The organism is Serratia sp. BIGb0234 (genome assembly GCF_024809915.1).
Lineage (GTDB): Bacteria > Pseudomonadota > Gammaproteobacteria > Enterobacterales > Enterobacteriaceae > Serratia > Serratia liquefaciens.
The window spans coordinates 337,056-358,752 of the sequence record NZ_JANUEI010000002.1; the positions used below are offsets into that span (position 1 = coordinate 337,056).

Genomic DNA, 21,697 nt, shown 5'->3' on the forward strand with positions numbered 1-21,697 from the left:
TCGCCAAACGAACATAAGGAGAACCCCGTGACTACCGAAGCCCCACGCTCACGCGCACCCTACCTGATTGCTGTCAGCGCGATTCGCGATGTTACCCCGCACCTGCGCCGCATCACTTTCACCGCCCCGGACCTGCGTTATTACCCGGCAAACGCCGCCGCCGCGCACATCAAGGTTTTCCTGCCGCTCGAAGGTCAGACGCAGCCGGATCTGCCGACGCTGACCGAAAACGGCCCTCGCTGGGCGGCCGATGCGGTTCGTCCGATTGTCCGCACCTATTCGATTCGCGCAGTACGTCCGGAGCTGGCGGAAGTCGACATTGAATTCGCCATTCACGATCACAGCGGCCCGGCGGTTAACTTTGCGCGATCGGCCAAAGCAGGCGATAAAATCGGCATCAGTAACCCGGGCGGTCCTAAACCTATGCTGCCAGAGGCCGATTTCTACTGTCTGGCCGGCGATCCTTCCTCCTTGCCCGCGCTGGCGGCCTTGCTGGAAGGGTTACCGGCACGTAGCGAAGGCCACGCCTTTATCCGCGTCGACACTGCGGCTGACGTTATCGATCTGAAAAAACCGGCAGGCTTCGAACTGAGCTGGATTATCGGCGGCACCGAAAAAACCGCCGAGTTGCTGACGCAATTTTGCTCATTGCCGCTACCTGAGACAAAAATCCAGTATTGGCTGGCCGGGGAAGATCGTTTGGTGGTAGACCTGCGCCGTTACCTGCGCCGCGAGCGCCAATGTGACCGTAATCAGCTTTATGCCGTACCTTACTGGCGTGAGGGGTTAAACGAAGAGGGTTATCATAATAAACGGCATGAAATCATGGACAATATTGACGATTGACTGTGATTTTCCCCTTTATTAATCAAGCAGCGCAGCTACAAACTGCAATTTATGTGCCGTTAATGAAGAAAACTCATCTCACTACGTAAAAGTAAGTAAATAAAACCGCATCCAATGCGGTTTTTTTGTTAACCTAGTCACAGAAAGCAAGCTTTTGCTTTTACAAGTAAAACAACATCACATCATTCCCCGGCACAAGCCTGCGGGTGTATCCTATTATTATTAAATATAAATACATTCTGGATGCGCATAATTGCCCTTAACGGCAGTCAGCGATGACGGGACCACGCTGTTTGAGAAGGAGTACCATCGAAATGAAGTCGCAAAACGATCCTGGCCGATCCAAATCCCGCCACACTGAGTACTCGCTGCTTTTCCCCATCGCCGCCTTGGTGGTGTTGAACCTGTGGGGCAGTACCAGCAATTTCCCGCTGATCGTCGGCATTAACATCATTGCCCTGGTCGGTATTCTCAGCAGCGCGTTCAGCGTTGTGCGCCACGCCGACGTGCTGGCTCACCGTCTGGGTGAACCCTATGGCTCGCTGATCCTCAGCCTGTCGGTGGTTATTCTGGAAGTGAGCCTGATTTCTGCGCTGATGGCCACCGGCGACGCCGCACCGGCACTGATGCGCGACACGCTTTACTCCATCATTATGATTGTCAGCGCCGGTCTGGTGGGCTTCGCTTTATTGCTGGGCGGTCGCAAATTCGCCACCCAATACGTCAATCTGGGCGGTATCAAACAGTATCTGATGGCGATTTTCCCGCTGGCGGTGATCGTACTGGTGTTCCCCAGTGCGCTGCCGGGCGGCAACTTCAGCACTGGGCAGGCGCTGCTGGTCGCGGTGATTTCCGCCGCCATGTACGGCGTGTTCCTGGTGATCCAGACCAAAACCCACCAGAGCCTGTTTGTCTACGAGCACGAAGATGACGACGGTGACCCGCACCACGGCAAACCTTCTTCGCACAGCAGTGCCTGGCATGCCGGCTGGCTGGTGGTGCATTTGATTGCGGTGATCGCCGTGACCAAGTTCAACGCCAACCCGTTGGAAGGTTTGCTGACCAAGGTGAATGCTCCTGCGCAGTTTACCGGCTTCCTGGTCGCGCTGTTGATCCTGTCGCCAGAAGGCCTGGGGGCACTGCGCGCGGTGTTGAACAATCAGGTTCAACGTGCGATGAACCTGTTCTTCGGCTCGGTACTGGCGACCATCTCCCTGACGGTACCGGCGGTAACCATCATCGCCACCCTGACCGGGCAAACGCTGATCTTCGGCCTGCAGACGCCGCATATCGTCGTGATGCTGACCGTGTTGCTGCTGTGCCAGCTGTCATTCTCGACCGGCAGAACCAACGTGCTGAACGGCACCGCGCACCTGGCGCTGTTTGCCGCCTATATGATGACCATTTTTGCCTGATTGCCGGAGGGCGCTTTCGTAGCGCCCTCCCTTTTTAAATCGCGAAAAAAATACCCGCCGCGATACCGCCAAACAAAATCCATTTAATGATGTAGTACCCGGTTCGGTTCCACGCCTTCAGCCGTTTCCCCACCTTGCGTACCGCATAGATATACTTGAACAACTTGTTGACGCCACCGGTACGATCGCCCTCTTCATTGGGTGCGGTAGCCGCGCTCATCAGGTTGCGCCCCAGCCAGTGGTTAATGCCCTGTGCCCAGCGGAAACGCATTGGTCGCTCTATATCGCAAAACAGAATCAACCGGTTCTGCCCACTCTGGTTTTCGGCGTAATGCAGGTAGGTTTCGTCGAACATCACCGCCTCCCCGTCGCGCCAGCTGTAGCGTTCGCCATCCACTTCGATGAAGCAACGGTCGTCATTCGGTGTGATCAGCCCCAGATGGTAACGCAGTGAACCGGCGTAGGGATCGCGGTGGCGTGGCAGGCGGCTGCCATCCGGCAGTTCGGCAAACATCGCCGCCTTGACCGAAGGCAGGCTGCGCAACAGTGCGGTAGTCTGCGGGCACAGGCTCATCGCCGACGGGTGGTTGTCTTCATACCACTTCAAATAGAAGCGCTTCCAGCCGGTTTTGAAGAATGAATTGAAACCGGCATCATTATATTGGTCCGAAGCTTTAATCTGCTGGATAGCCATCAGTTGCCGACCTTCATCGCGGATGCTTTGCCAGTTATCCCGCAGCGCCTGCAATTCCGGGAATTGCTCCGGCTGCAGATAGGGCGTGGTCGGTACGCGTGAAAACAGGTACATGAAAACGTTCAGCGGAGCAGTAAATGTGGAATGATCGGAGAGCTGCCGCCAGAAGGTGTAACGCACCCGCCCACGGTAATGGACATACACAACGCATAAAATAAATAGAAGTAAAATAATATATTTCATGATTGAACCGCATTGAAGATCCCAATACCTTGCACGCCCATCCGGCGTGCACCCCAGATATTTCCTTTAGGCCAATAAGTTGTTGCGCCCGTCTGGAACACCCCTAAGCATTAACGCTAAACCAACAAAAATCTATACAAAAAACCACAATAGTTTACACAAAGGCTAAACGAGCCGGCGTTATGGGCGGGAACCGCTTGCCCTCTGTCGATTTGCTGGTTGGCGCCCAAACCGATGACTGCCCGCCCTCCGGGTTAGATAAAATAGCCTTTGATATAAAAATAAGCAGGTATTTCAGGCTTGGGTTATTAACGATATCCGTTATTCACTCCAGAATAATAAATGACTAATTTGATTTTGATCAGTGTGCAGCAATTCAACCATGATTAACTCAGGGAGCCTGATTAATCCCAAGGCAAGCCATTAAACAATAATAAAAACAAATAATACGTACGGAATACATCATGAAAAATATATCTGACATCAGAATGAATCGCCGAACCTTGTTAAAAGGGCTTGGCGTGATTGGGCTGGCCAGCATATCGCCCTGCGTATTTTCCATGGCAATGGACAAGGGCAAACCCCTGCCCCGGGTGCGTCTCAAACTCAGTGACTACCAGACGTTTCGTTCAACCTGCGCGATGGAGTGTTTACATTGTAATTTAACGGCTTATGTCTATCAGGGGGAGCTCAAAAAAATAGAGGCCAGCAAAGATTTTAACGTCAAATGCTGCCTGCGCGGCATCAGCCGGACCAAATGGGTCTATCACCAACAGCGGGTTAAAACGCCTTTGCTTCGGGTGGGGGAAAAAGGTGAAGGGAAATTCAAACCCATATCCTGGGATGAGGCGCTCGATCTGGTTGAACTTAATATTCGTAATACTCTTGCCAGTCACGGTAATAAAGGCCTGTTAATTTCAAGCCATGCCGGGAATATGGATTCCATTAAAAACGACATGGGGAAAGCCTTCTTTGATTACCTCGGCGGGGCGACAAAACGCTCCGGTTCCTTATGCTGTTCTGCGGTGACCGCCGCCATGATCCCGATGCTTGGCCTGCGCTACGCGGATATGCGCGACACCATTGCCGACAGCCGCTACATTCTGTGCTGGGGCAATAATCCGGCCGTGACCATGCAGGCCTATTTCAAAGAATATATTAAGGCGCAGGAAAGAGGCGCGCGGCTGGTGGTGATCGATCCCCGCTTTAACGAAACCGCCGCCAAAGCCGATGAGTGGATCCCTATCGTTCCCGGCACCGACACCGCGTTGGCACTGGGGATGATCAAAATCATCATCGAAGAACAGCGCTACGACGCTGACTTCCTGCGGCGACACACCGGGGCCGTTTATCTGGTGAACCCCCAGCAAAAACAGCTCAGAGAAGATCCGCAGGACAAAGAAAGCTATCTGGTGTACGACACCCTAAGCCGCCGTCTGGTACGCCATGACACACCCACCATCGTCCCGGCGCTCACCCAGGCCGAATTGCCTGCCGATGCGGCTTATACCACGGTATTTGAACTGATCCGTCAGGAGTCGGCTCCCTGGACCGTCGAGAAAGTGGCGGCGGAAAGCGACATCCCGGCGGCCACCCTGCTCCGTTTGGCGCGTGAATATGCCAGCAATACACCTTCGATGATCGTACAGAACATGTCCGGCGCTCAGCGCACCGAATTCGGCACCTACGTGGCGGCCAGCCAGTTTTATCTGGCGCTGCTGACCGGCAATATGGGCAAAGCCGGTGGCGGAGTCTGCGACGCGGGCGGCGCCAAACAAATGATGAAGTTCAGTCCGCCGCTGCCTCCGGCACCCAACGTACAAAAAATTCCGCCGATACCGGTCGCCAAAACCGGCGAGTGGATTGTCAACGGTCGCCCTCACCCGATTAACTTTTGGTGGATCATGACCATGGGCGCGCTGACCCAGTTGCCCAACACCAATATGGTGAAGAAAGCCCTGAAGAAGGTGCCGTTTGTCGTCGTGGCCGATAACCTGATGAGTTCCACCACGCTGTATGCCGATCTGGTGTTGCCGGTCACCACCATCTTTGAAGATCTCAGCCTGATGGCCGGCGTTCGCAGCCACTATGTCCAACTGATGGAAAAGGCGGTAGAACCGGTGGCGGAGGCCAAACCGGATTACTGGATTTTTGCCCGGTTGGCGGAACGCTTCGGCTTCGGCGAGGTGTTTAACCAGCCGATCGAACACTATATAGAAAACTGTTTGGCCGGAACCGGCCTCACTATCGAACAGCTACGTAAAGGACCGATTAAACCCGCCCCCACGCCGTGGATCCCGTTCAAAGACGGTATTTTTCGCACTCCGACCAAAAAGGCCCACTTCTTTATCGAAGAGTGGCAGAAGAAGGATTTCCCGCCGATTGTGACCTATATGCAGGTGAAAGAGTCGCCGAAAGGCTCGCCGGAGTTGGCGAAAACATATCCATTAATGGCCGTTCAGCGCAAGCTGGCGCGCAGCATCCACTCCAGCCACGGCATGAATGAATGGATCCTCGAGGTGCAGCGCAATCAGCCCAATATCATGATCCATCCGGATGATGCCGCCAGCCGCCATATCAGGAACGGTGAATGGGCGATTGCTTTTAATCACCGTGGAGAACACCGGGCATTGGCGGTGGTAACGCGTCAAATCAAACGCGGCGTGGTATGCCTGGATAACGGCTGGTGGGAACAGCAAGGCGGCAGCAGCAGCCACGTCACCAACGACCATGCGGAAGTGCTGGGCAACGGTCATTGCTGTAACAGCACCCTGGTCGACGTCCGGGCGGAGGCATAATCATGGTCAGACAATATGGATTTTTAGTCGATATGCGCGGCTGTTATGGCTGCAAAACCTGCTCGATGGCCTGCAAATCTGAAAATGCCACCCCGGCTGGCGTGCTGTGGCGGCGGGTCAGAGAATTTCACTTTGACGACCCGAACGCGATGGCGTTTATCTCGATGTCATGCAACCACTGCGACGATCCGCAGTGCATGAGAGTCTGCCCGGCGGATACCTACAGCAAGCGACCTGACGGCATTGTCGTGCAGGATCATGACAAATGTATTGGTTGCCGGATGTGCATTATGGCTTGCCCTTATAATGCGCCGGTATTTGATCCCGTCGAAGGAAAAACCAGTAAGTGCAATCTGTGCGCTGAACGCCTGGATGAAGGGCTGCCGCCCCGCTGCGTCGCGTCCTGCCCGGCCGGTGTGCTGCAGTTTGGCGATATTGACGAGCTGCGCACTCGCCATTCCGCTGATTTGGCGCGTATCGAGACCCGCTACTCACTGCCGGATCATCGAATCAGTCAGCCCAATATCGTCATTATTCCCGCCGGTGATAAGGAATAGCCCATGTCTGAATATGAACTTCCCTTGGTCTTTTTTACCGTGTTTTGTCAGTGGGCGGTCGGCACTATCGTAGCCATCACGGTATTGATTCTGGCGCAGCCGAGCTGGCTAAGCGACGAAAAGCGCTTTAATGTCCTGCGACAGCTGGCGTTAGGGATTGTGGCGATCAATATCCTCGGCTCCGTGCTGTCGCTGTTGCATCTGGGTTCACCCACCGGCGCCTATCGAGCGATTCTGGGGATCGGCCATTCCTGGCTCAGCCGGGAAGTCATCGCTTTCGCCTTGCTGAACGCGGTGGTCGTCATCTGGGCCGCCATGATGTTTCGCTTTAACTCAAACCCCAGGCTGATTCGCCAGGTTAGCCTGCTGGCATCGGGCGCGGGTGTGGCTGCAATCCTGGTTTCCGCACAGGTTTATTACCAGATGGCGAGTCACCCTCTTTGGCATTCGCCGCTCACCCACCTCGGTTTTATCGCCACGGCCCTGTTGCTGGGGTTTACCACCCTTGGGCTGCGGCTCAGCGTGTTCAATGCGGCTCAAAATGATCGCGAAAGGTGGCTCCCCGTCACGTTGCCGACAGGCATTTTATGCGGCGTGGTATTGCTGTTAGTCGTGATCCTGGGCTACAGCGCCGGGTTCAACCAGCAAGGGAAAATGCTCGCCAGCGCCGTCACCGTTTTTGGCTCGGGTCTGATGGGGTGGCTTATTTTTGGCGCGCTGATTACCGGCAGCGGATTGGCGGCCTATCTGTACCAACGGCCGGTTCTGAACGTTGGCGTGGCGGGCGCACTGATGCTGACGCTGCTCTCAGCCTGTATTGGTGGCCGAATGCTGTTTTACGCCGGCGTCATGAGCCAATACCCTTGGTTTTAATGTTGCGGCTGCGCTGATATTCAAGGCAAGAAAAAGGCCGCCGAGGCGGCCTTTTGTGAACGGGCAGGTGTTAACTGTAGGCGTTGAGCGTACGCTGGCACAAGGCGGAGCGGACGCAGTCTTGTTTATCAAAGCGGATGATGCCGATCATTTCATCCTCTTCGAAGCGCTCCATCGCATCGCTGAGGCCGGACTTCACGCCGCGCGGCAAGTCGCACTGGGTGATGTCACCATTGACGATAACCGTGACGTTCTCACCCAGACGGGTCAGGAACATCTTCATTTGGCTGGCGGTAACGTTCTGGGCTTCATCCAGAATAACCACCGCATTTTCGAAAGTACGCCCGCGCATATAAGCGAAAGGCGCGATCTCCACCTTGCCGATTTCCGGACGCAGGCAGTATTGCATAAAGGACGATCCTAAACGGCGCACCAGAATGTCATACACCGGACGGAAATAAGGGGCGAATTTCTCAGAGATATCCCCCGGCAAGAAACCGAGGTCTTCATCCGCCTGCAGAACCGGACGAGTAACGATAATCCGATCCACTTCTTTATGTATAAGGGCTTCTGCCGCTTTCGCAGCGCTGATAAATGTTTTGCCGCAGCCGGCTTCACCGGTGGCAAATATCAACTGCTTCTTGTCTATGGCTATTAAGTAATGACCCTGAGCTTCGGTTCGAGCCAGAATGGGGGAGCTATCGCGCTTGTCACGTGCCATGCCGATAGACTCAACACCACCCATTTGTACCAGCGAGGTTACGGATTCTTCTTCCAGCTGGCGATGACTACGAGCGTCACGGCGAATAACGCGTTTCGCTTCACGACGTGCTTTGATCACTGCTTTTTGTCTCATAGTGGCACCTTACAGTTTGTTTCACCTACCGCAACGGCCTGGCCGTGCGATTATGTTTCACATACAGATGCGGGTTTGGCTCCCTTTTGAGCCGACGATAGCCAATAGAAAAAGTGAATATCCGACGGGCATTTCGGCACGCCGATTTTTCACGGGACAACGCGATTGCATAATTAAAACGAGAGAGAAAAGTGACAGGAATTTGTGATAACGGGAGTGCGGTCTGGTCAGAAAAAGAGAGTCGGAGAGAGAGCCCTCGTTACAACGAGTCATCAGGGAAGAACTGTTATTTTTTCTTTCTAGCCCAACCAAGGACTTTACCATTAGCGATCCCCGCAGTGTTATTTACAGCTTCGAGCTGTGCACCTTGTGAAAACTACCGCCAGATGATTACAGTATAATGACATTCAAACCGCGCACGTTGCTAAAATGTAAAAAAATTTAATCTTTTTTGTTTTTAGGCGCCGCAAGAACACTATATCACGCCGATTACGTCATTCAATAAAATTTTTATCACGTTAGATATCATGCTGTTATGATTAAAATACGCGGATGACATTTCGGTTTCCTGATTAAATTTTGCACAAACAAAAACCTGCACATCGCCCCAAATTTATAAATAAAAAAGGCGGGAAAGCTCCCGCCCTGCCGTTCTTTGATTGCGTCGGTAACGCTGTTTAGCGTTATTCGAAGGTATAAGAAACGCTTACCCCGCCGCCCCAGTTTCTTCCCGGAGCCGGTTCGTAGTAACGACCATTGCCTTCATTGACGATCACCGACCCCACGTATTGGCGGTCAAACAGGTTATCCACCCGACCGAAAACATTCAGCATCCAGTTCCCCATTGGATAACGATAGCCTGTATTTAAACCCACGGTGGTATAGGCCGGAGCCTGTTCAGTGTTGGCATCATTAACTTCGATATCGCTCATGTAACGTACCTCCGCACCGGCATACCACCCTTCAGGTGGGGACCAGGCCAATGAGGCATAGCCCATATTGCGCGCAATACCCGGCATACGGTTGCCGCTTGGCACCTTATTGGCTTCTGAACACTGGCTGTCGCCGCACACATCATCGCGGTAACGCGCGTCTAACAGTGTCCAGGCCAACTGCACTCGCCAATCGTAGGCGAATTGCTGATCCAGCGCCAATTCCAGCCCGCGTCGGCGGGTCTGCCCGGCGTTTTTGTAGCTGGTGCGGCCGTTGCTGCTTTCATCCACCACAATTTCGTTACGCGTGTCGGTCTGGAATACTGCGGCGGTCAGCAGGCCGTTGCCAATGCGGGTTTTACTGCCCAACTCAACAGTGTCACTGGTCGAAGGCTGTAAACCGAAGTTAAGCCCAGCCTGATCGCCGGAACGGTACGACAGTTCGTTAATGGTCGGGGTTTCAAACCCGCGACCGGCGGACAGATACAGGTTCCAGCCGCTCATCACCGCATAGTTCAGCGAGCCTGCCGGCAACCATTTATGGTAGCTGGCGTTACCGCTGTCATCACCGTTGCTGCTGGTCACGTAGTGGTCGTTGGAGTCGAAATTGACCGTGCTGTAACGCATGCCGGCATCCAGCGTCAGTTTTTGCGTCAACTGCCACGAACTTTGCAGATAGGGATCCAGGTTCCACATCAGGTTGCGCTCATTGCGGCGCAGCGCCCCCTGGGTGCCCAACTCGGTTACGCCGTTAACCTGGGTAAAGTTTTCATAGCCTTTACGCTGCTCGGTCATGGTTTCATAGTCCAACCCGCCGGTCAGGGTATAGGGTACGCCCAGCTCACCGCGGTGCGTCCAGCGGGTATCAATCCCCTGATAATGGCGCGTCAGGTCAATCACCCCGCCAGGATGCTGGGCGCTACGCTGCTGCACCGCAACCGGGATCGACTGGTACTGGGTGGTTTCGCGCTCACCGGCGTACATCATGATGCTCAGGTCGTCATCGGCCCCCATCTGGCGCTCATAGTGCAACCCGGCCTGGGTCTGCGAAGTGCTTTTACGGGTGTTGTACTGGTCGGCACGCGGCGCCTGGCGCGGATTATCGTGCCATTCCGCGTTCGTCAGGCCACCCGGGTCATTGGCGTGAATATCGACGCTGTTGAACAACAGCGTCAGGGTGCTGACATCGTCGATGCGTACGCCCAGCTTGGCATTGCCGAGGTTTTTCTGCGCGCCGCTGTGATCGCGAAAGCCCTGTGTCGTGAACCGGGTACCGGAAATAGTGTAGTTAACGTCACCGGCGTGGGTGCCGTCGCCGGTTGCCCCGGTCGCCTTGACGCCATAACGCCAGGTGCCGTAACTGCCAAAGTACGAACTGGCTTCAAGGCGCGCAGGTTGCTGGCCGGTTTCGGTTTCCACATTCACCATGCCGCCGGAGGCATTGCCGTAGAGGGCGGAAAACGGCCCGCGCAGCACCTCCACCTTTTCAACCGAGTTAAGGTCAATGTTCGACGTCTGGCCCTGACCATCCGGCATGGTGGCAGGAATACCATCGACATAAATACGTACGCCGCGCACGCCATACATTGAACGTGCACCAAAGCCCCGCACCGAAAGCTGCAGATCCTGCGCGTAGTTCTGGCGGTTCTGAATTTGCAGGCCGGGCACGCTGCCCAGACTTTCCGACAGGTTGATCTGCGGCCTGGCCTCACGGATTTGATCGCCATTCACCACGCTGACGGCAGCCGGGGTGGACAGTTCGGATAGGCCGCTGCGTTTGGCCGTGACCACCATGGTCTGTTCGCTATCCTTGTCCTGCGCCAGGGCGCAGACAGGCAGTAAGGCAGGGATAACCAGAGCTGAAACCGCCAACCGGTTTTTATGAGTGCTTTTCATCAGGAGAATGCCGTTAAAGGGATCGGAAAATATGAACCATTTGGAACGTTATGGCCGATATGTTAATGCTTTTAACAAAAAATGAAAATAGTTAGCCTAATTAAAGACGGAGCTCTCGATTTCGCAAGCCCAGGGTTGATTTTAATTAACGGCTGTTGATTAAAAAATAAGGCGGGGAAGCCCCGCCTGGTGAAGTGAGGCTCAGGCTTTCAGCAAGCCGCTGCCCAGATAGTCGTTGCTGTCTTTGACCCCTGGCAGCGCAAAGAAATAACCGCCGCCGATAGGTTTGACGTACTCTTCCAGCGCCTCGCCGTTCAGACGTTTTTGCACCGTCAGGAAACCTTTCTCCAAATCGGCCTGGTAGCAGACGAACAGCAGCCCCATTTCCAACTGGCCGGAGTTGGACACGCCGATCGAATAGCTATAACCCCGGCGCAGCAGCAAATTACTCTGAGTTTGCGGGGTGCGCGGGTTTGCCAGGCGGATATGCGCATCCATCGGGATCATCTTCCCTTCGGGATCCTTCTCATAGTCCGGCTCGTCGTGTTCATGCTTCATGCCCAGCGGCGCACCGCTGTGCTTTTCGCGGCCGAAGATGGTTTGCTGCTCCTGCAACGGAGTGCGGTCCCAGAACTCCACGTGGAAGCGGATAATACGCGCGGCCTGATAGCTGCCGCCCACCGCCCATGCCGGTTCCCCGACGTTATCAGCCACCCACACCACCTGATCCATCAGCGGTTTATCGTCGGTTTTCGGGTTGGCGGTGCCGTCTTTAAAGCCCAGCAGGTTGATTGGCGTTTCTTTGCCCTTGCTACGTGCGGCGTGGGCGGAAATAAACCCTTCTCGCTTCCAGCGCACGCTGAGCAGATCCGGCGAATGCTTGATGATGTCACGCAGCGCGTGGATCACGGTTTCATTGGTATTGGCGCAAATCTGCAACACCAAATCACCGTGGCACAGGCTGGCGTCCAGCGAGTCGTTTGGAAAACGCGTCATTTTTTGCAGCCGCAGCGGCTTGTGGGCCTGCAGACCGAAACGCTCGTCAAACAGCGAGGTTCCAACCGACACGGTGATGGTCAGGTTATCCGGGTAGATCTCCGGCCCCATGATGCCCGAATCAAGCGGTGGCAGCTTGGGATCCACTTCCGGCGCTTTGCCGCCGGTGGTCAAAAACGCAATGCGGTTGGTCAACAGCCGAAACAGCCGCTCCAGATCCTGTTTGTTGCTGGCCAGCACGTCAAAGGCCACCAGCATCATCGCCGCTTGCTGCGGCGTGAGGATCCCGGCCTGGTGCGCGCCGTAGAACGGTTGCTTCTGCCAGCGTTCATCCTTGGCGACCGCCAGCGGTTCCGCCGTTTTATCTGCCGCCTGGGTCAGACGACTGCCGCCCAGCGCCAGTACGCCCAGCCCCAATCCCTGCAATAAACGACGGCGCGACGGTGACGCCGCGCCCTGCGTTTGTGGATGCGGCCCGTTTTCCGGGCCGATCTTGTTACTCATGATGCTTTGCCTCAGTCCAGACCCAGAACGCCACGCAGCTGTGACAAATCTTCCGCCAGAGTGGTGATTGGCCCTTTCATGGCGTTGCGATCGGCATCGGTCAGCTTCTCGTAAGACTCATAGCCATCTTTGGTTTTGTATTTCGCCAGAATGGTATCGACGGTTTTAAAGTTGGCGTCGATCTTGTCCAGCAACGGCTTGTTGGCCTTGACCAACAGCGGGCGCAGCAGGTTAACGATTTTTTGCGCGCCGTCTACGTTGGCCTGGAAGTCCCACAGGTCGGTGCGGCTGTAACGGTCTTCTTCACCGCTAATTTTGCTCGCCGCCACTTCTTCGATCAGGCCCGCAGCGCCGCCCACCACCTTGCTTGGCGGGAAGGTCAGGTCGGTCACGCGTTTTTGCAGCTCAAGGGTGTCCTTGTACAGCCGATCGGCGTATTGGTTCATATCTTTGGTGGTGTTGTCGGCAAACAGCGCTTTCTCCAGCCGGTGGAAACCGGTGAACTTCGGATCTTCCGCTTTTTTCTCGTAGTCATCTTCGCGGGCGTCGATACTGCCGTCCAAATCGGAGAACAGCTCGGCGATCGGCTCAATTCGCTCGTAATGCTGACGGGTCGGCGCATAGAGTTTACGCGCTTCTGCCACGTTGCCGGCCTTCACGGCATCGGTGAACAGCTTGGTCTGTTTGACCAGCCCTTCCACTTCTTTGGTGACGTAGACTTTGTATTCAGCAATCGGCCCAACCAAATCCATGGCGTTCGGTTTACCGTCGGTGGCAGCACCGGCCGCCGCGGTCACGGTCAGCTTGCCTTTCGGATTGCTGAGCAGCCCACAGGTCATGTCGTATTCGCCCGCTTCCAGATTGGCGGTCATCTTCTGGGTGAAGCCCGGTGCGATGTTTTCACGCTCTTCCACCACCATCACCCCTTTCAGAATTTCCCACTCCACGTTTTTCTGGCTGGTGTTGTGCACCACAAACTGGGTTTTACCGGCCGGCACCGTCAGTTGCATCGGCTCACACTGTTTGTCGTTAACGGTAATCTTTACCTGCGGCACGTCCGCCGCCAGGGCATCAATGCTCAGCGCGAACGCCGGGAGAGCCAGTAATGCTGCGTGCAAAGCCTTGCGGCGGAATAACGGAGTAGACATACAAGATTCCCTATTAAATTAATGATTGATTTTACGTTGCGTCGAAACCGCGACCGGTTCCACACGCTGCGGCAGGAAAAAGAAAATCAGTGCTGGGATCAAATACAAGAAGTAGACCGCCACTTCGCTTACCGTTGGCGTTTCCTGGTAGCCGAAGATGCCTTCGAGCAGGGTACCAAACAGGGAGTGGGTCGACAGATGGTTACTCAGATCAAACGCGATGTCCTGGAAGTGGTTCCACAACCCGGCTTCGTGGAAGGCGCGGATCGCCCCGGCGGCCAGGCCGGCGGCAACGAACAGGATAAACAGGCTGGTCCATTTGAAGAATTTGGCCAGGTGCAGCTTCACGCCGCCCCAGTAAATCATCATGCCCAGGACAATGGCGGCCACCAGACCAAGCACCGCACCTATCGGGGCTTCAATCCCCACGTCTTGCTGGAAAGCCGCCAGCAGGAAGAACACCGACTCCAGCCCTTCGCGCGCCACGGCAAAAAACACCATCGCTACCAGCGCCCAGCCCTGACCTTTGCCGGAGTTGAGCGCATTGTCGATGGCGCCTTCCAGATGCACCTTGACCGATTTGGAGACCTTACGCATCCAGAACACCATATAGGTCAGGATCAATACCGCTACCACCGCGACAATGCCCTCGAACAGTTCTTGCTGCTTTTGCGGGAATTCGCCGGTGGTTTCATTGATGAAGATGCCGAGCGCCAGGCACAGAGCGGCGGCAACAATCACCCCTATCCATACCACGCCTAACCATTGACCCCGCTGCGTGCGTTTCAGGTAGCTGGCAATCAGGCTGACGATCAACGCCGCCTCCAGCCCCTCACGGAACATGATAAGGAAGGGAACAAACATAAGTAATAACCCCTAAAAAGGCATCTGCTGCGAAGCGCCCGCACGTCAGAAATGACGGCAGCGCCAATGTAAAGAAAAGTAAAACACAACGATAGTGATTATCATTCTGGCTGAAAGAAATACAAGAGCGCCAAGGGTGATTTTTTCTAATCAAATGTCGCCAGTTGTTTCCGCAAGATGACGAAAAACCTGGGAGGATGAAATAAAAAAGGCGCCTTAAGCGCCTTTTTGACTCGCGATGCGAGAGATTAAACGGTTTTGAATTCGGCTTCCGCCTGATCGAAACGCTCGGTAATGGTGGCGGAAGGAGAACGCCCCATCAGACTCACCACCACGATGGCGATACAGCCGAACAGGAAGCCCGGGATGATTTCATACAGATCCAGCCAGGCGAAGTGTTTCCAGACGATCACCGTTACTGCGCCAACCAGCATGCCGGCCAGGGCGCCGTTACGCGTCATGCGTGACCACATGACCGAGATCAGCACCACCGGACCGAAGGCAGCGCCGAAGCCGGCCCAGGCGTAGCTCACCAGACCCAGCACGCGGTTTTCCGGGTTTGCCGCCAGCGCGATAGCCACTAACGCCACCACCAGCACCATGATGCGCCCTACCCATACCAGCTCACGCTGGCTGGCGCCCTTACGCAGGAAGGCTTTGTACAGATCTTCGGTAATCGCACTTGAACACACCAACAGCTGGCAGCTCAGGGTACTCATTACCGCCGCCAAAATTGCCGACAGCAAAATGCCGGCGATCCACGGGTTGAACAGAATCATCGCCAGCTCGATAAACACGCGCTCGCCGTTTTGCGACACGTTGCCCGCCTGGTCCGGGTTATTGGCGAAGTAAGCAATACCGAAGAAGCCGACGGCAATGGTGCCCGCCAGACACAGGATCATCCAGGTCATGCTGATGCGACGTGCGCTGCGGATAGTGCGGTGAGAGTCGGCCGCCATAAAGCGCGCCAGAATGTGCGGCTGACCGAAGTAACCCAGCCCCCAGCCCAGCAGCGAGAGAATAGCCACAAAGTTCAGGCCTTTCAGCATGTCGATATTGGCCGGGTTTTTCGCTTCGATAACCAGCATCGAAGTATCGATGCCGCCAACGGCAAAGATAACAATCACCGGCGTCAGGATCAGCGCGAAAATCATCAGGCTGGCCTGGACGGTGTCGGTCCAGCTCACCGCCAGGAATCCGCCGATAAAGGTATAAAGGATAGTGGCCGCAGCGCCGGCCCACAGCGCCGTTTCGTAGCTCATGCCAAAGGTGCTTTCGAACAGACGCGCACCGGCGACGATGCCGGAAGCACAATAGATAGTGAAGAACACCAGAATGACAATGGCGGAGATCACCCGCAGCAGCTTGCTGTTGTCTTCAAAACGGCTGGTGAAATAATCCGGTAACGTCAGGGCGTTATTGTTGGCTTCGGTATGAACACGCAGCCGCCCTGCCACCAGCTTCCAGTTAAGGTAAGCGCCGATGGTCAGGCCTATCGCAATCCAGCTTTCGGAAATGCCGGACAGAAAGATGGCGCCCGGCAGGCCCATCAGCAACCAGCCGCTCATATCCGATGCGCCGGCAGAGAGCGCGGTCACCACGCTGCCCAGGCTACGACCGCCCAGAATGTAGTCGTCAAAGTTATTGGTTGCCCGGTAGGCAAGTAGGCCGATTAACACCATCCCGAAGATATACACCAGGAAGGTGACCAGCATTGGTGTGCTCATTGTCATGAAATTCTCCACTCTCATTATTATTTCGCGCTGTATTGCGATAGTTACTGCTTGCCAATCCGCCGGAACGTGGCGAAAAGCGGACACTCCCGCGAGTGAAAATAGTTTCCCCCCGCAATTGTCTGACCGTCGGCTATCCTAGTTGACCTGTTGATTATCCAACAAGACATTTAACAACAAAGTTACACAAAGTTTACCCTGCGTCACATTTAACCACCTGCAAGGTTACACCCCGCATTCAAAAACAGAGTTGCACCTCATACTAATTCAACGTTACCCCTGATATTGCTAGGGTTAACGCGTATAGACGACCGCCCCTCGACATACCACCCCACTGGCAGAGCAAGAACCATGCCGATTATTGATGTTAAAAAATCGATGGAACTCACACTTCGTTCATCCACCTGATTTAACACGGTTGCACAAAGTTGCAACATGCAGGATATTGTCTGCATTCATCACAGCACACAACGCACGAACCTATCCCAGCAGCCTATCTGGCCCGCAGTTTGTATAGCCTGATGGGATAGGTTCTTAACACAGGAGTTGGATTGGCATGGGCACTACCACAATGGGCGTGAAACTCGACGAGGCCACTCGCGAGCGAATCAAAAGCGCCGCACAGCGTATCGATCGCACGCCGCACTGGCTGATCAAGCAGGCCATTTTTAATTATCTCGAACGTCTCGAGAACGGTTCCGATATCCCTGAAATTCCAGCACTTGCCGCTGCCGGCCAGGCCGAAGCGGACGACATTATGCCGCAAGTGCAGGAAGAGTCCCACCAGCCATTCCTTGAATTTGCAGAACAAATTCTGCCGCAGTCGGTTAATCGCGCAGCCATCACCGCGGCCTATCGCCGCCCTGAGACTGAAGCGGTGCCGATGTTGCTCGAACAGGCGCGATTACCTGCCGATCTTGCCAAAGCCACCCACAAGATGGCTTACGACATCGCCGAGAAGTTGCGTAACCAAAAGAGTGCAAATGGCCGCGCCGGTATGGTGCAAGGGCTGCTGCAAGAGTTCTCCTTGTCTTCACAGGAAGGCGTGGCGCTGATGTGCCTGGCCGAAGCCCTGCTGCGTATTCCTGACAAGCCAACCCGCGATGCGCTGATCCGCGATAAAATCAGCAACGGCAACTGGCATTCTCACCTCGGCCGTAGCCCATCGCTGTTTGTTAACGCCGCCACCTGGGGCCTGTTGTTCACCGGCAAACTGGTGTCGACCCATAATGAAGCCAACCTGTCACGCTCGCTGAACCGCATTATCGGCAAAAGCGGCGAACCGCTGATCCGTAAAGGCGTGGATATGGCGATGCGCCTGATGGGCGAACAGTTCGTGACCGGCGAAACCATCGCCGAAGCGCTGGCCAACGCCCGCAAGCTGGAAGACAAAGGGTTCCGTTATTCCTACGACATGCTGGGTGAAGCCGCCCTGACCGAAGCCGACGCGCAGGCCTATCTGGTGTCTTACCAGCAGGCAATCCATGCGATCGGCAAAGCGTCGAACGGCCGCGGCATCTATGAAGGCCCGGGCATTTCGATCAAGCTGTCCGCTTTGCACCCGCGTTATAGCCGCGCGCAGTACGAACGCGTAATGGAAGAGCTTTACCCTCGCCTGCTGTCATTGACCCTGCAGGCGCGCCAATACGACATCGGCATCAATATCGATGCTGAAGAAGCCGATCGCCTGGAAATCTCGCTCGACCTGCTGGAAAAGCTGTGCTTCGAACCTCAGCTGGCCGGTTGGAACGGTATCGGCTTTGTGATCCAGGCCTATCAGAAACGCTGCCCGTTCGCCATCGATGCAGTCATCGACATGGCACAACGCAGCCGCCGTCGCCTGATGATCCGTCTGGTGAAAGGCGCCTACTGGGACAGCGAAATCAAACGCGCCCAAATGGACGGGCTGGAAGGCTATCCGGTTTACACCCGCAAGGTCTACACCGACGTTTCCTACCTGGCCTGCGCCCGCAAACTGCTGGCGGTGCCGAACCTGATTTATCCGCAGTTCGCGACCCATAACGCCCATACCCTGAGCGCGATTTATCATCTGGCGGGCAACAACTACTACCCTGGCCAGTATGAGTTCCAGTGCCTGCACGGCATGGGTGAACCGCTGTACGAACAAGTGGTGGGTAAAGTGGCCGACGGTAAGCTGAACCGTCCATGTCGCATCTATGCACCGGTCGGCACCCATGAAACGCTGTTGGCGTATCTGGTACGTCGCCTGCTGGAAAACGGCGCTAACACCTCGTTCGTTAACCGTATCGCCGATGCCACCCTGCCGCTCGACGAACTGGTTGCCGATCCGGTCACCGCGGTCGAAGCCCTGGCCACCAGCGAAGGTCAACTTGGACTGCCGCACCCACGCATTCCGTTGCCGCGTGAACTCTATGGCACCAAGCGCATCAACTCCAGCGGCCTGGACCTGTCGAACGAACAGCGTCTGGCGTCTCTGTCCAGCGCACTGCTGACCAGCGCTACTCAACCCTGGCGCGCAGAGCCGATTATTGACGCCGATCTGGATCAGGGCGTGGAGCAACCGGTCATTAACCCTGCCGAGCCGGGCGACGTGGTCGGTTATGTGCGTGAAGCCACTGAAGGTGAAGTCAGCCGGGCGCTCGACGCCGCCGCTGCCGCCGGTCCAATCTGGTTTGCCACCCCGCCGTCCGAGCGCGCCGCCATTCTTGAGCGCGCCGCCGAACTGATGGAAGGCCAACTGCAAAGCCTGTTGGGCATTCTGGTGCGCGAAGCGGGCAAAACCTTTAACAACGCCATCGCCGAAGTGCGCGAAGCGGTCGACTTCCTGCATTACTACGCCGGTCAGGTGCGCGATGATTTCGCCAATGACAGCCACCGTCCGCTGGGCCCAGTGGTGTGTATCAGCCCGTGGAACTTCCCGCTGGCCATCTTCACCGGTCAGATTGCCGCTGCGCTGGCGGCAGGCAACAGCGTTCTGGCCAAACCGGCAGAGCAAACACCGCTGATCGCCGCACAGGCGGTGCGCATTCTGTTGGAAGCCGGCATTCCGCAAGGCGTGCTGCAACTGCTGCCGGGTCAGGGTGAAAGCGTCGGCTCGGTTCTGGTTAATGACGCTCGGGTTCGCGGCGTGATGTTTACCGGCTCGACCGACGTTGCCGGTATCCTGCAACGCAGCATCGCAGGCCGTCTGGATCCGCAAGGTCGTCCAACGCCGCTGATTGCCGAAACCGGTGGTCTGAACGCCATGATCGTCGACTCTTCCGCTCTGACCGAACAGGTAGTGACTGACGTGGTCGCCTCCGCATTCGACAGCGCAGGCCAACGCTGCTCCGCCCTGCGTATCCTGTGCATTCAGGAAGACGTGGCGGAACACACGCTGCAAATGCTGCGCGGCGCGATGGCCGAATGCCGCATGGGCAACCCGGAACGCCTGTCGACCGATATCGGGCCGGTGATCGACGCCGAGGCCAAAACCGGCATCGAACGTCATATTCAGGCGATGCGCGCCAAGGGCCGTAAGGTCTATCAGGCCGCGAAAGGCAACGTACAGGATGAGAAAGAGTGGTCCCGTGGCACCTTTATCAAGCCAACCCTGATCGAACTGGACAGCTTCGACGAGCTGCAAAAAGAGATCTTCGGCCCGGTGCTGCACGTGGTCCGCTTCCAACGCACCAATCTGGAGTCGCTGGTCGATCAGATCAACGCCGCCGGTTATGGTCTGACGCTGGGCGTTCATACCCGTATTGATGAAACCATCGCCCGCGTGACCGAACGCGCCAAGGTGGGCAACCTGTACGTTAACCGCAACATGGTCGGCGCCGTGGTCGGCGTGCAGCCATTTGGTGGCGAAGGCCTGTCCGGCACCGGTCCTAAAGCCGGTGGTCCGCTGTACCTGTATCGCCTGCTGGCCAACCGCCCTGATGATGCGGTGCAACGCACCCTGCACCGCCAGGACGAAGAACGCCCGCTGGAAGCCACCGCGCGGCCACAGTTGCTCAAAGCCCATCAGGCACTGGAGCAATGGGCGATTGCCGAAAACCAGCGCGATCTGGTGACGTTGGCGCAACGCTACGCCGAACTGGGCCAGGGCGGTACCCTACGTCCACTGCCTGGCCCTACCGGCGAGCGCAATACCTATGCCCTGTTGCCGCGTGAGCGCGTACTCTGCCTGGCCGATAACGAGGCCGATGCCTTGACGCAGTTGGCTGCAGTACTGGCCGTCGGCAGCAGCGTGCTGTGGCCGGAAGCCGAGCTGCAACGCACCCTGTATCGCCGCCTGCCGGCGGCGGTTCAGGCCAGCATCAGCTTCAGCAAAGACTGGCAGCAGGACAAGGTGGAGTTCGATGCCGCCATTTACCATGGCGACGCCGATCAGCTGCGCACCCTGTGCGAGCAAATCGCCCAGCGCAGCGGCGCGATCGTTTCAGTGCAGGGCTTTGCCCACGGCGAAACCAACATTCTGTTGGAACGCCTGCTGATCGAGCGCTCGCTGAGCGTCAATACCGCAGCCGCCGGCGGTAATGCCAGCCTGATGACCATAGGCTAATCCGTCTGACTGGATGACCGCCGCAGGTCACTTAATCTGCGAACCCTCCGGCAAACCCTGCATTCGTGCAGGGTTTTTTATTGTCTGCGCCCTTTCTACACGCTAGCGTATCGCCCTGATTGTCAAAAAGTATGTATGGTGTGTATCATAAAGGGACGGTAATCGCGTGAAAAGTTCAGAACTGATCGGGCTATTAGAACAGGAAGGTTGGGTTTTAACGCGGATCAAGGGAAGCCACCATCAGTTTAAGCACCCGAACTCCCGTCTGGTGATCACCGTTCCACATCCGCGAAAGGATCTGAAAGCGGGGACGTTGCGCCAAATCATGAAAGATGCCGGATTGTGCTAACCCGACGCCATGAGTTAACAGGAGAAATTATGTTCTACCCTGCTTATGTACATTCAGAACCGAACGGCAGCGCCAGCGGCTTCTTTCCCGATGTGCCAGGCTGCTATTTTGCCGGAGATACCCTGGACAGAGCCTTTGAAGACGCCAGAAGTGCGCTGGATGCCCATTTCGAATTCTTGAGCGAAGACAATCAGCCCATTCCCGGCCCACAGGCCGTGACCTTTCATCTGGCACAGAATAACGACAGTCTGAATGGCGGGCAGTGGTTGTTGGTCAATATTAATATGGATAAGTTTGATGGTCGGGCGGAGCGTATCAATATTACCTTGCCGCACCGGCTGCTGAACCGCATAGATTCTCTGGTGCAGCAGCATCCCGGTTACGGTAGCCGCAGCGCCTTTTTGGCCGCCGCCGCCCGCAATGAATTATTGAAAGCCGGGTAGTCAATAGCCAGGGGGCTGAACG

General features: G+C 55.9%; 15 protein-coding genes. 8 read left to right on the top strand and 7 right to left on the bottom strand.

What is annotated here, in order from left to right; genetic code table 11:
• Positions 1–27: 27 nt before the first annotated feature.
• Together M2407_RS08610 and chaA are read left to right on the top strand one after the other, a co-directional pair.
• Positions 28–846, top strand: a complete 819-nt coding sequence (locus tag M2407_RS08610; protein WP_259217633.1) for a siderophore-interacting protein — start codon at positions 28–30, stop codon at positions 844–846.
• A 314-nt stretch (positions 847–1,160) separates the two neighbouring features.
• Entirely contained in the window at positions 1,161–2,261 is a 1,101-nt protein-coding gene (gene chaA / locus M2407_RS08615; RefSeq protein ID WP_020827472.1) for a sodium-potassium/proton antiporter ChaA, read from the top strand.
• 34 nt (positions 2,262–2,295) lie between these two features.
• On the opposite strand, the gene lpxO is transcribed toward chaA, so the two are convergent.
• Positions 2,296–3,198: a lipid A hydroxylase LpxO gene (gene lpxO / locus M2407_RS08620; protein ID WP_020827473.1), complete on the bottom strand. Its 903-nt coding sequence runs from the start codon at positions 3,196–3,198 to the stop codon at positions 2,296–2,298.
• A 464-nt stretch (positions 3,199–3,662) separates the two neighbouring features.
• On the opposite strand from lpxO, the gene M2407_RS08625 reads away from it, so the two are divergent.
• Genes M2407_RS08625 through M2407_RS08635 form a run of 3 tightly spaced genes read left to right on the top strand, consistent with a single transcriptional unit; the run spans position 3,663 to position 7,426 of the window.
• A complete protein-coding gene (locus M2407_RS08625) occupies positions 3,663–5,996 on the top strand; it encodes a molybdopterin-dependent oxidoreductase (protein WP_259217635.1) in 2,334 nt (777 codons plus the stop codon).
• Positions 5,997–5,998: 2 nt separating this feature from the next.
• Positions 5,999–6,553 carry a 4Fe-4S dicluster domain-containing protein gene (locus M2407_RS08630; RefSeq protein WP_259217636.1) on the top strand — a complete coding sequence of 185 codons (555 nt, stop codon included), beginning with the start codon at positions 5,999–6,001 and terminating at the stop codon, positions 6,551–6,553.
• A gap of 3 nt (positions 6,554–6,556) precedes the next feature.
• Entirely contained in the window at positions 6,557–7,426 is an 870-nt protein-coding gene (locus M2407_RS08635; protein WP_259217637.1) for a DmsC/YnfH family molybdoenzyme membrane anchor subunit, read from the top strand.
• A 70-nt stretch (positions 7,427–7,496) separates the two neighbouring features.
• Here M2407_RS08635 and phoH read toward each other — a convergent pair whose 3' ends face one another.
• The 6 genes from phoH to putP all read right to left on the bottom strand — a co-directional run bounded on the left by phoH (position 7,497) and on the right by putP (position 16,355).
• Positions 7,497–8,282 (bottom strand): phosphate starvation-inducible protein PhoH, encoded by a 786-nt coding sequence (gene phoH / locus M2407_RS08640; protein ID WP_020827477.1) that lies wholly within the window; start codon positions 8,280–8,282, stop codon positions 7,497–7,499.
• A gap of 683 nt (positions 8,283–8,965) precedes the next feature.
• Positions 8,966–11,110: a TonB-dependent receptor PqqU gene (pqqU, locus tag M2407_RS08645; RefSeq protein WP_020827478.1), complete on the bottom strand. Its 2,145-nt coding sequence runs from the start codon at positions 11,108–11,110 to the stop codon at positions 8,966–8,968.
• A gap of 201 nt (positions 11,111–11,311) precedes the next feature.
• A complete protein-coding gene (efeB, locus tag M2407_RS08650; RefSeq protein ID WP_258089523.1) occupies positions 11,312–12,610 on the bottom strand; it encodes an iron uptake transporter deferrochelatase/peroxidase subunit in 1,299 nt (432 codons plus the stop codon).
• 11 nt (positions 12,611–12,621) lie between these two features.
• Positions 12,622–13,758 (bottom strand): iron uptake system protein EfeO, encoded by a 1,137-nt coding sequence (gene efeO / locus M2407_RS08655; protein ID WP_142815047.1) that lies wholly within the window; start codon positions 13,756–13,758, stop codon positions 12,622–12,624.
• A gap of 18 nt (positions 13,759–13,776) precedes the next feature.
• A complete protein-coding gene (gene efeU, locus M2407_RS08660) occupies positions 13,777–14,622 on the bottom strand; it encodes an iron uptake transporter permease EfeU (RefSeq protein WP_020827481.1) in 846 nt (281 codons plus the stop codon).
• A 248-nt stretch (positions 14,623–14,870) separates the two neighbouring features.
• Positions 14,871–16,355: a sodium/proline symporter PutP gene (gene putP / locus M2407_RS08665; protein ID WP_046373267.1), complete on the bottom strand. Its 1,485-nt coding sequence runs from the start codon at positions 16,353–16,355 to the stop codon at positions 14,871–14,873.
• 556 nt (positions 16,356–16,911) lie between these two features.
• On the opposite strand from putP, the gene putA reads away from it, so the two are divergent.
• The 3 genes from putA to M2407_RS08680 all read left to right on the top strand — a co-directional run bounded on the left by putA (position 16,912) and on the right by M2407_RS08680 (position 21,675).
• A complete protein-coding gene (gene putA, locus M2407_RS08670) occupies positions 16,912–20,883 on the top strand; it encodes a trifunctional transcriptional regulator/proline dehydrogenase/L-glutamate gamma-semialdehyde dehydrogenase (RefSeq protein WP_259217643.1) in 3,972 nt (1,323 codons plus the stop codon).
• 166 nt (positions 20,884–21,049) lie between these two features.
• On the top strand, positions 21,050–21,232 hold the full coding sequence (locus M2407_RS08675) for a type II toxin-antitoxin system HicA family toxin (protein WP_048760244.1): 183 nt from the start codon (positions 21,050–21,052) through the stop codon (positions 21,230–21,232).
• Positions 21,233–21,261: 29 nt separating this feature from the next.
• Complete coding sequence (locus M2407_RS08680) at positions 21,262–21,675, top strand: type II toxin-antitoxin system HicB family antitoxin (protein WP_128864764.1); 414 nt, start codon at positions 21,262–21,264, stop codon at positions 21,673–21,675.
• Positions 21,676–21,697: the final 22 nt, after the last annotated feature.

What these genes read in the sequence shown, in the direction of transcription:
- chaA (WP_020827472.1), top strand. Translation starts at nt 1,161, where the DNA reads ATGAAGTCGCAAAACGATCCTGGCCGATCCAAATCCCGCCACACTGAG.
- lpxO (WP_020827473.1), bottom strand. Translation starts at nt 3,198, where the DNA reads ATGAAATATATTATTTTACTTCTATTTATTTTATGCGTTGTGTATGTC.
- M2407_RS08625 (WP_259217635.1), top strand. Translation starts at nt 3,663, where the DNA reads ATGAAAAATATATCTGACATCAGAATGAATCGCCGAACCTTGTTAAAA.
- M2407_RS08630 (WP_259217636.1), top strand. Translation starts at nt 5,999, where the DNA reads ATGGTCAGACAATATGGATTTTTAGTCGATATGCGCGGCTGTTATGGC.
- M2407_RS08635 (WP_259217637.1), top strand. Translation starts at nt 6,557, where the DNA reads ATGTCTGAATATGAACTTCCCTTGGTCTTTTTTACCGTGTTTTGTCAG.
- phoH (WP_020827477.1), bottom strand. Translation starts at nt 8,282, where the DNA reads ATGAGACAAAAAGCAGTGATCAAAGCACGTCGTGAAGCGAAACGCGTT.
- pqqU (WP_020827478.1), bottom strand. Translation starts at nt 11,110, where the DNA reads ATGAAAAGCACTCATAAAAACCGGTTGGCGGTTTCAGCTCTGGTTATC.
- efeB (WP_258089523.1), bottom strand. Translation starts at nt 12,610, where the DNA reads ATGAGTAACAAGATCGGCCCGGAAAACGGGCCGCATCCACAAACGCAG.
- efeO (WP_142815047.1), bottom strand. Translation starts at nt 13,758, where the DNA reads ATGTCTACTCCGTTATTCCGCCGCAAGGCTTTGCACGCAGCATTACTG.
- efeU (WP_020827481.1), bottom strand. Translation starts at nt 14,622, where the DNA reads ATGTTTGTTCCCTTCCTTATCATGTTCCGTGAGGGGCTGGAGGCGGCG.
- putP (WP_046373267.1), bottom strand. Translation starts at nt 16,355, where the DNA reads ATGACAATGAGCACACCAATGCTGGTCACCTTCCTGGTGTATATCTTC.
- putA (WP_259217643.1), top strand. Translation starts at nt 16,912, where the DNA reads ATGGGCACTACCACAATGGGCGTGAAACTCGACGAGGCCACTCGCGAG.
- M2407_RS08680 (WP_128864764.1), top strand. Translation starts at nt 21,262, where the DNA reads ATGTTCTACCCTGCTTATGTACATTCAGAACCGAACGGCAGCGCCAGC.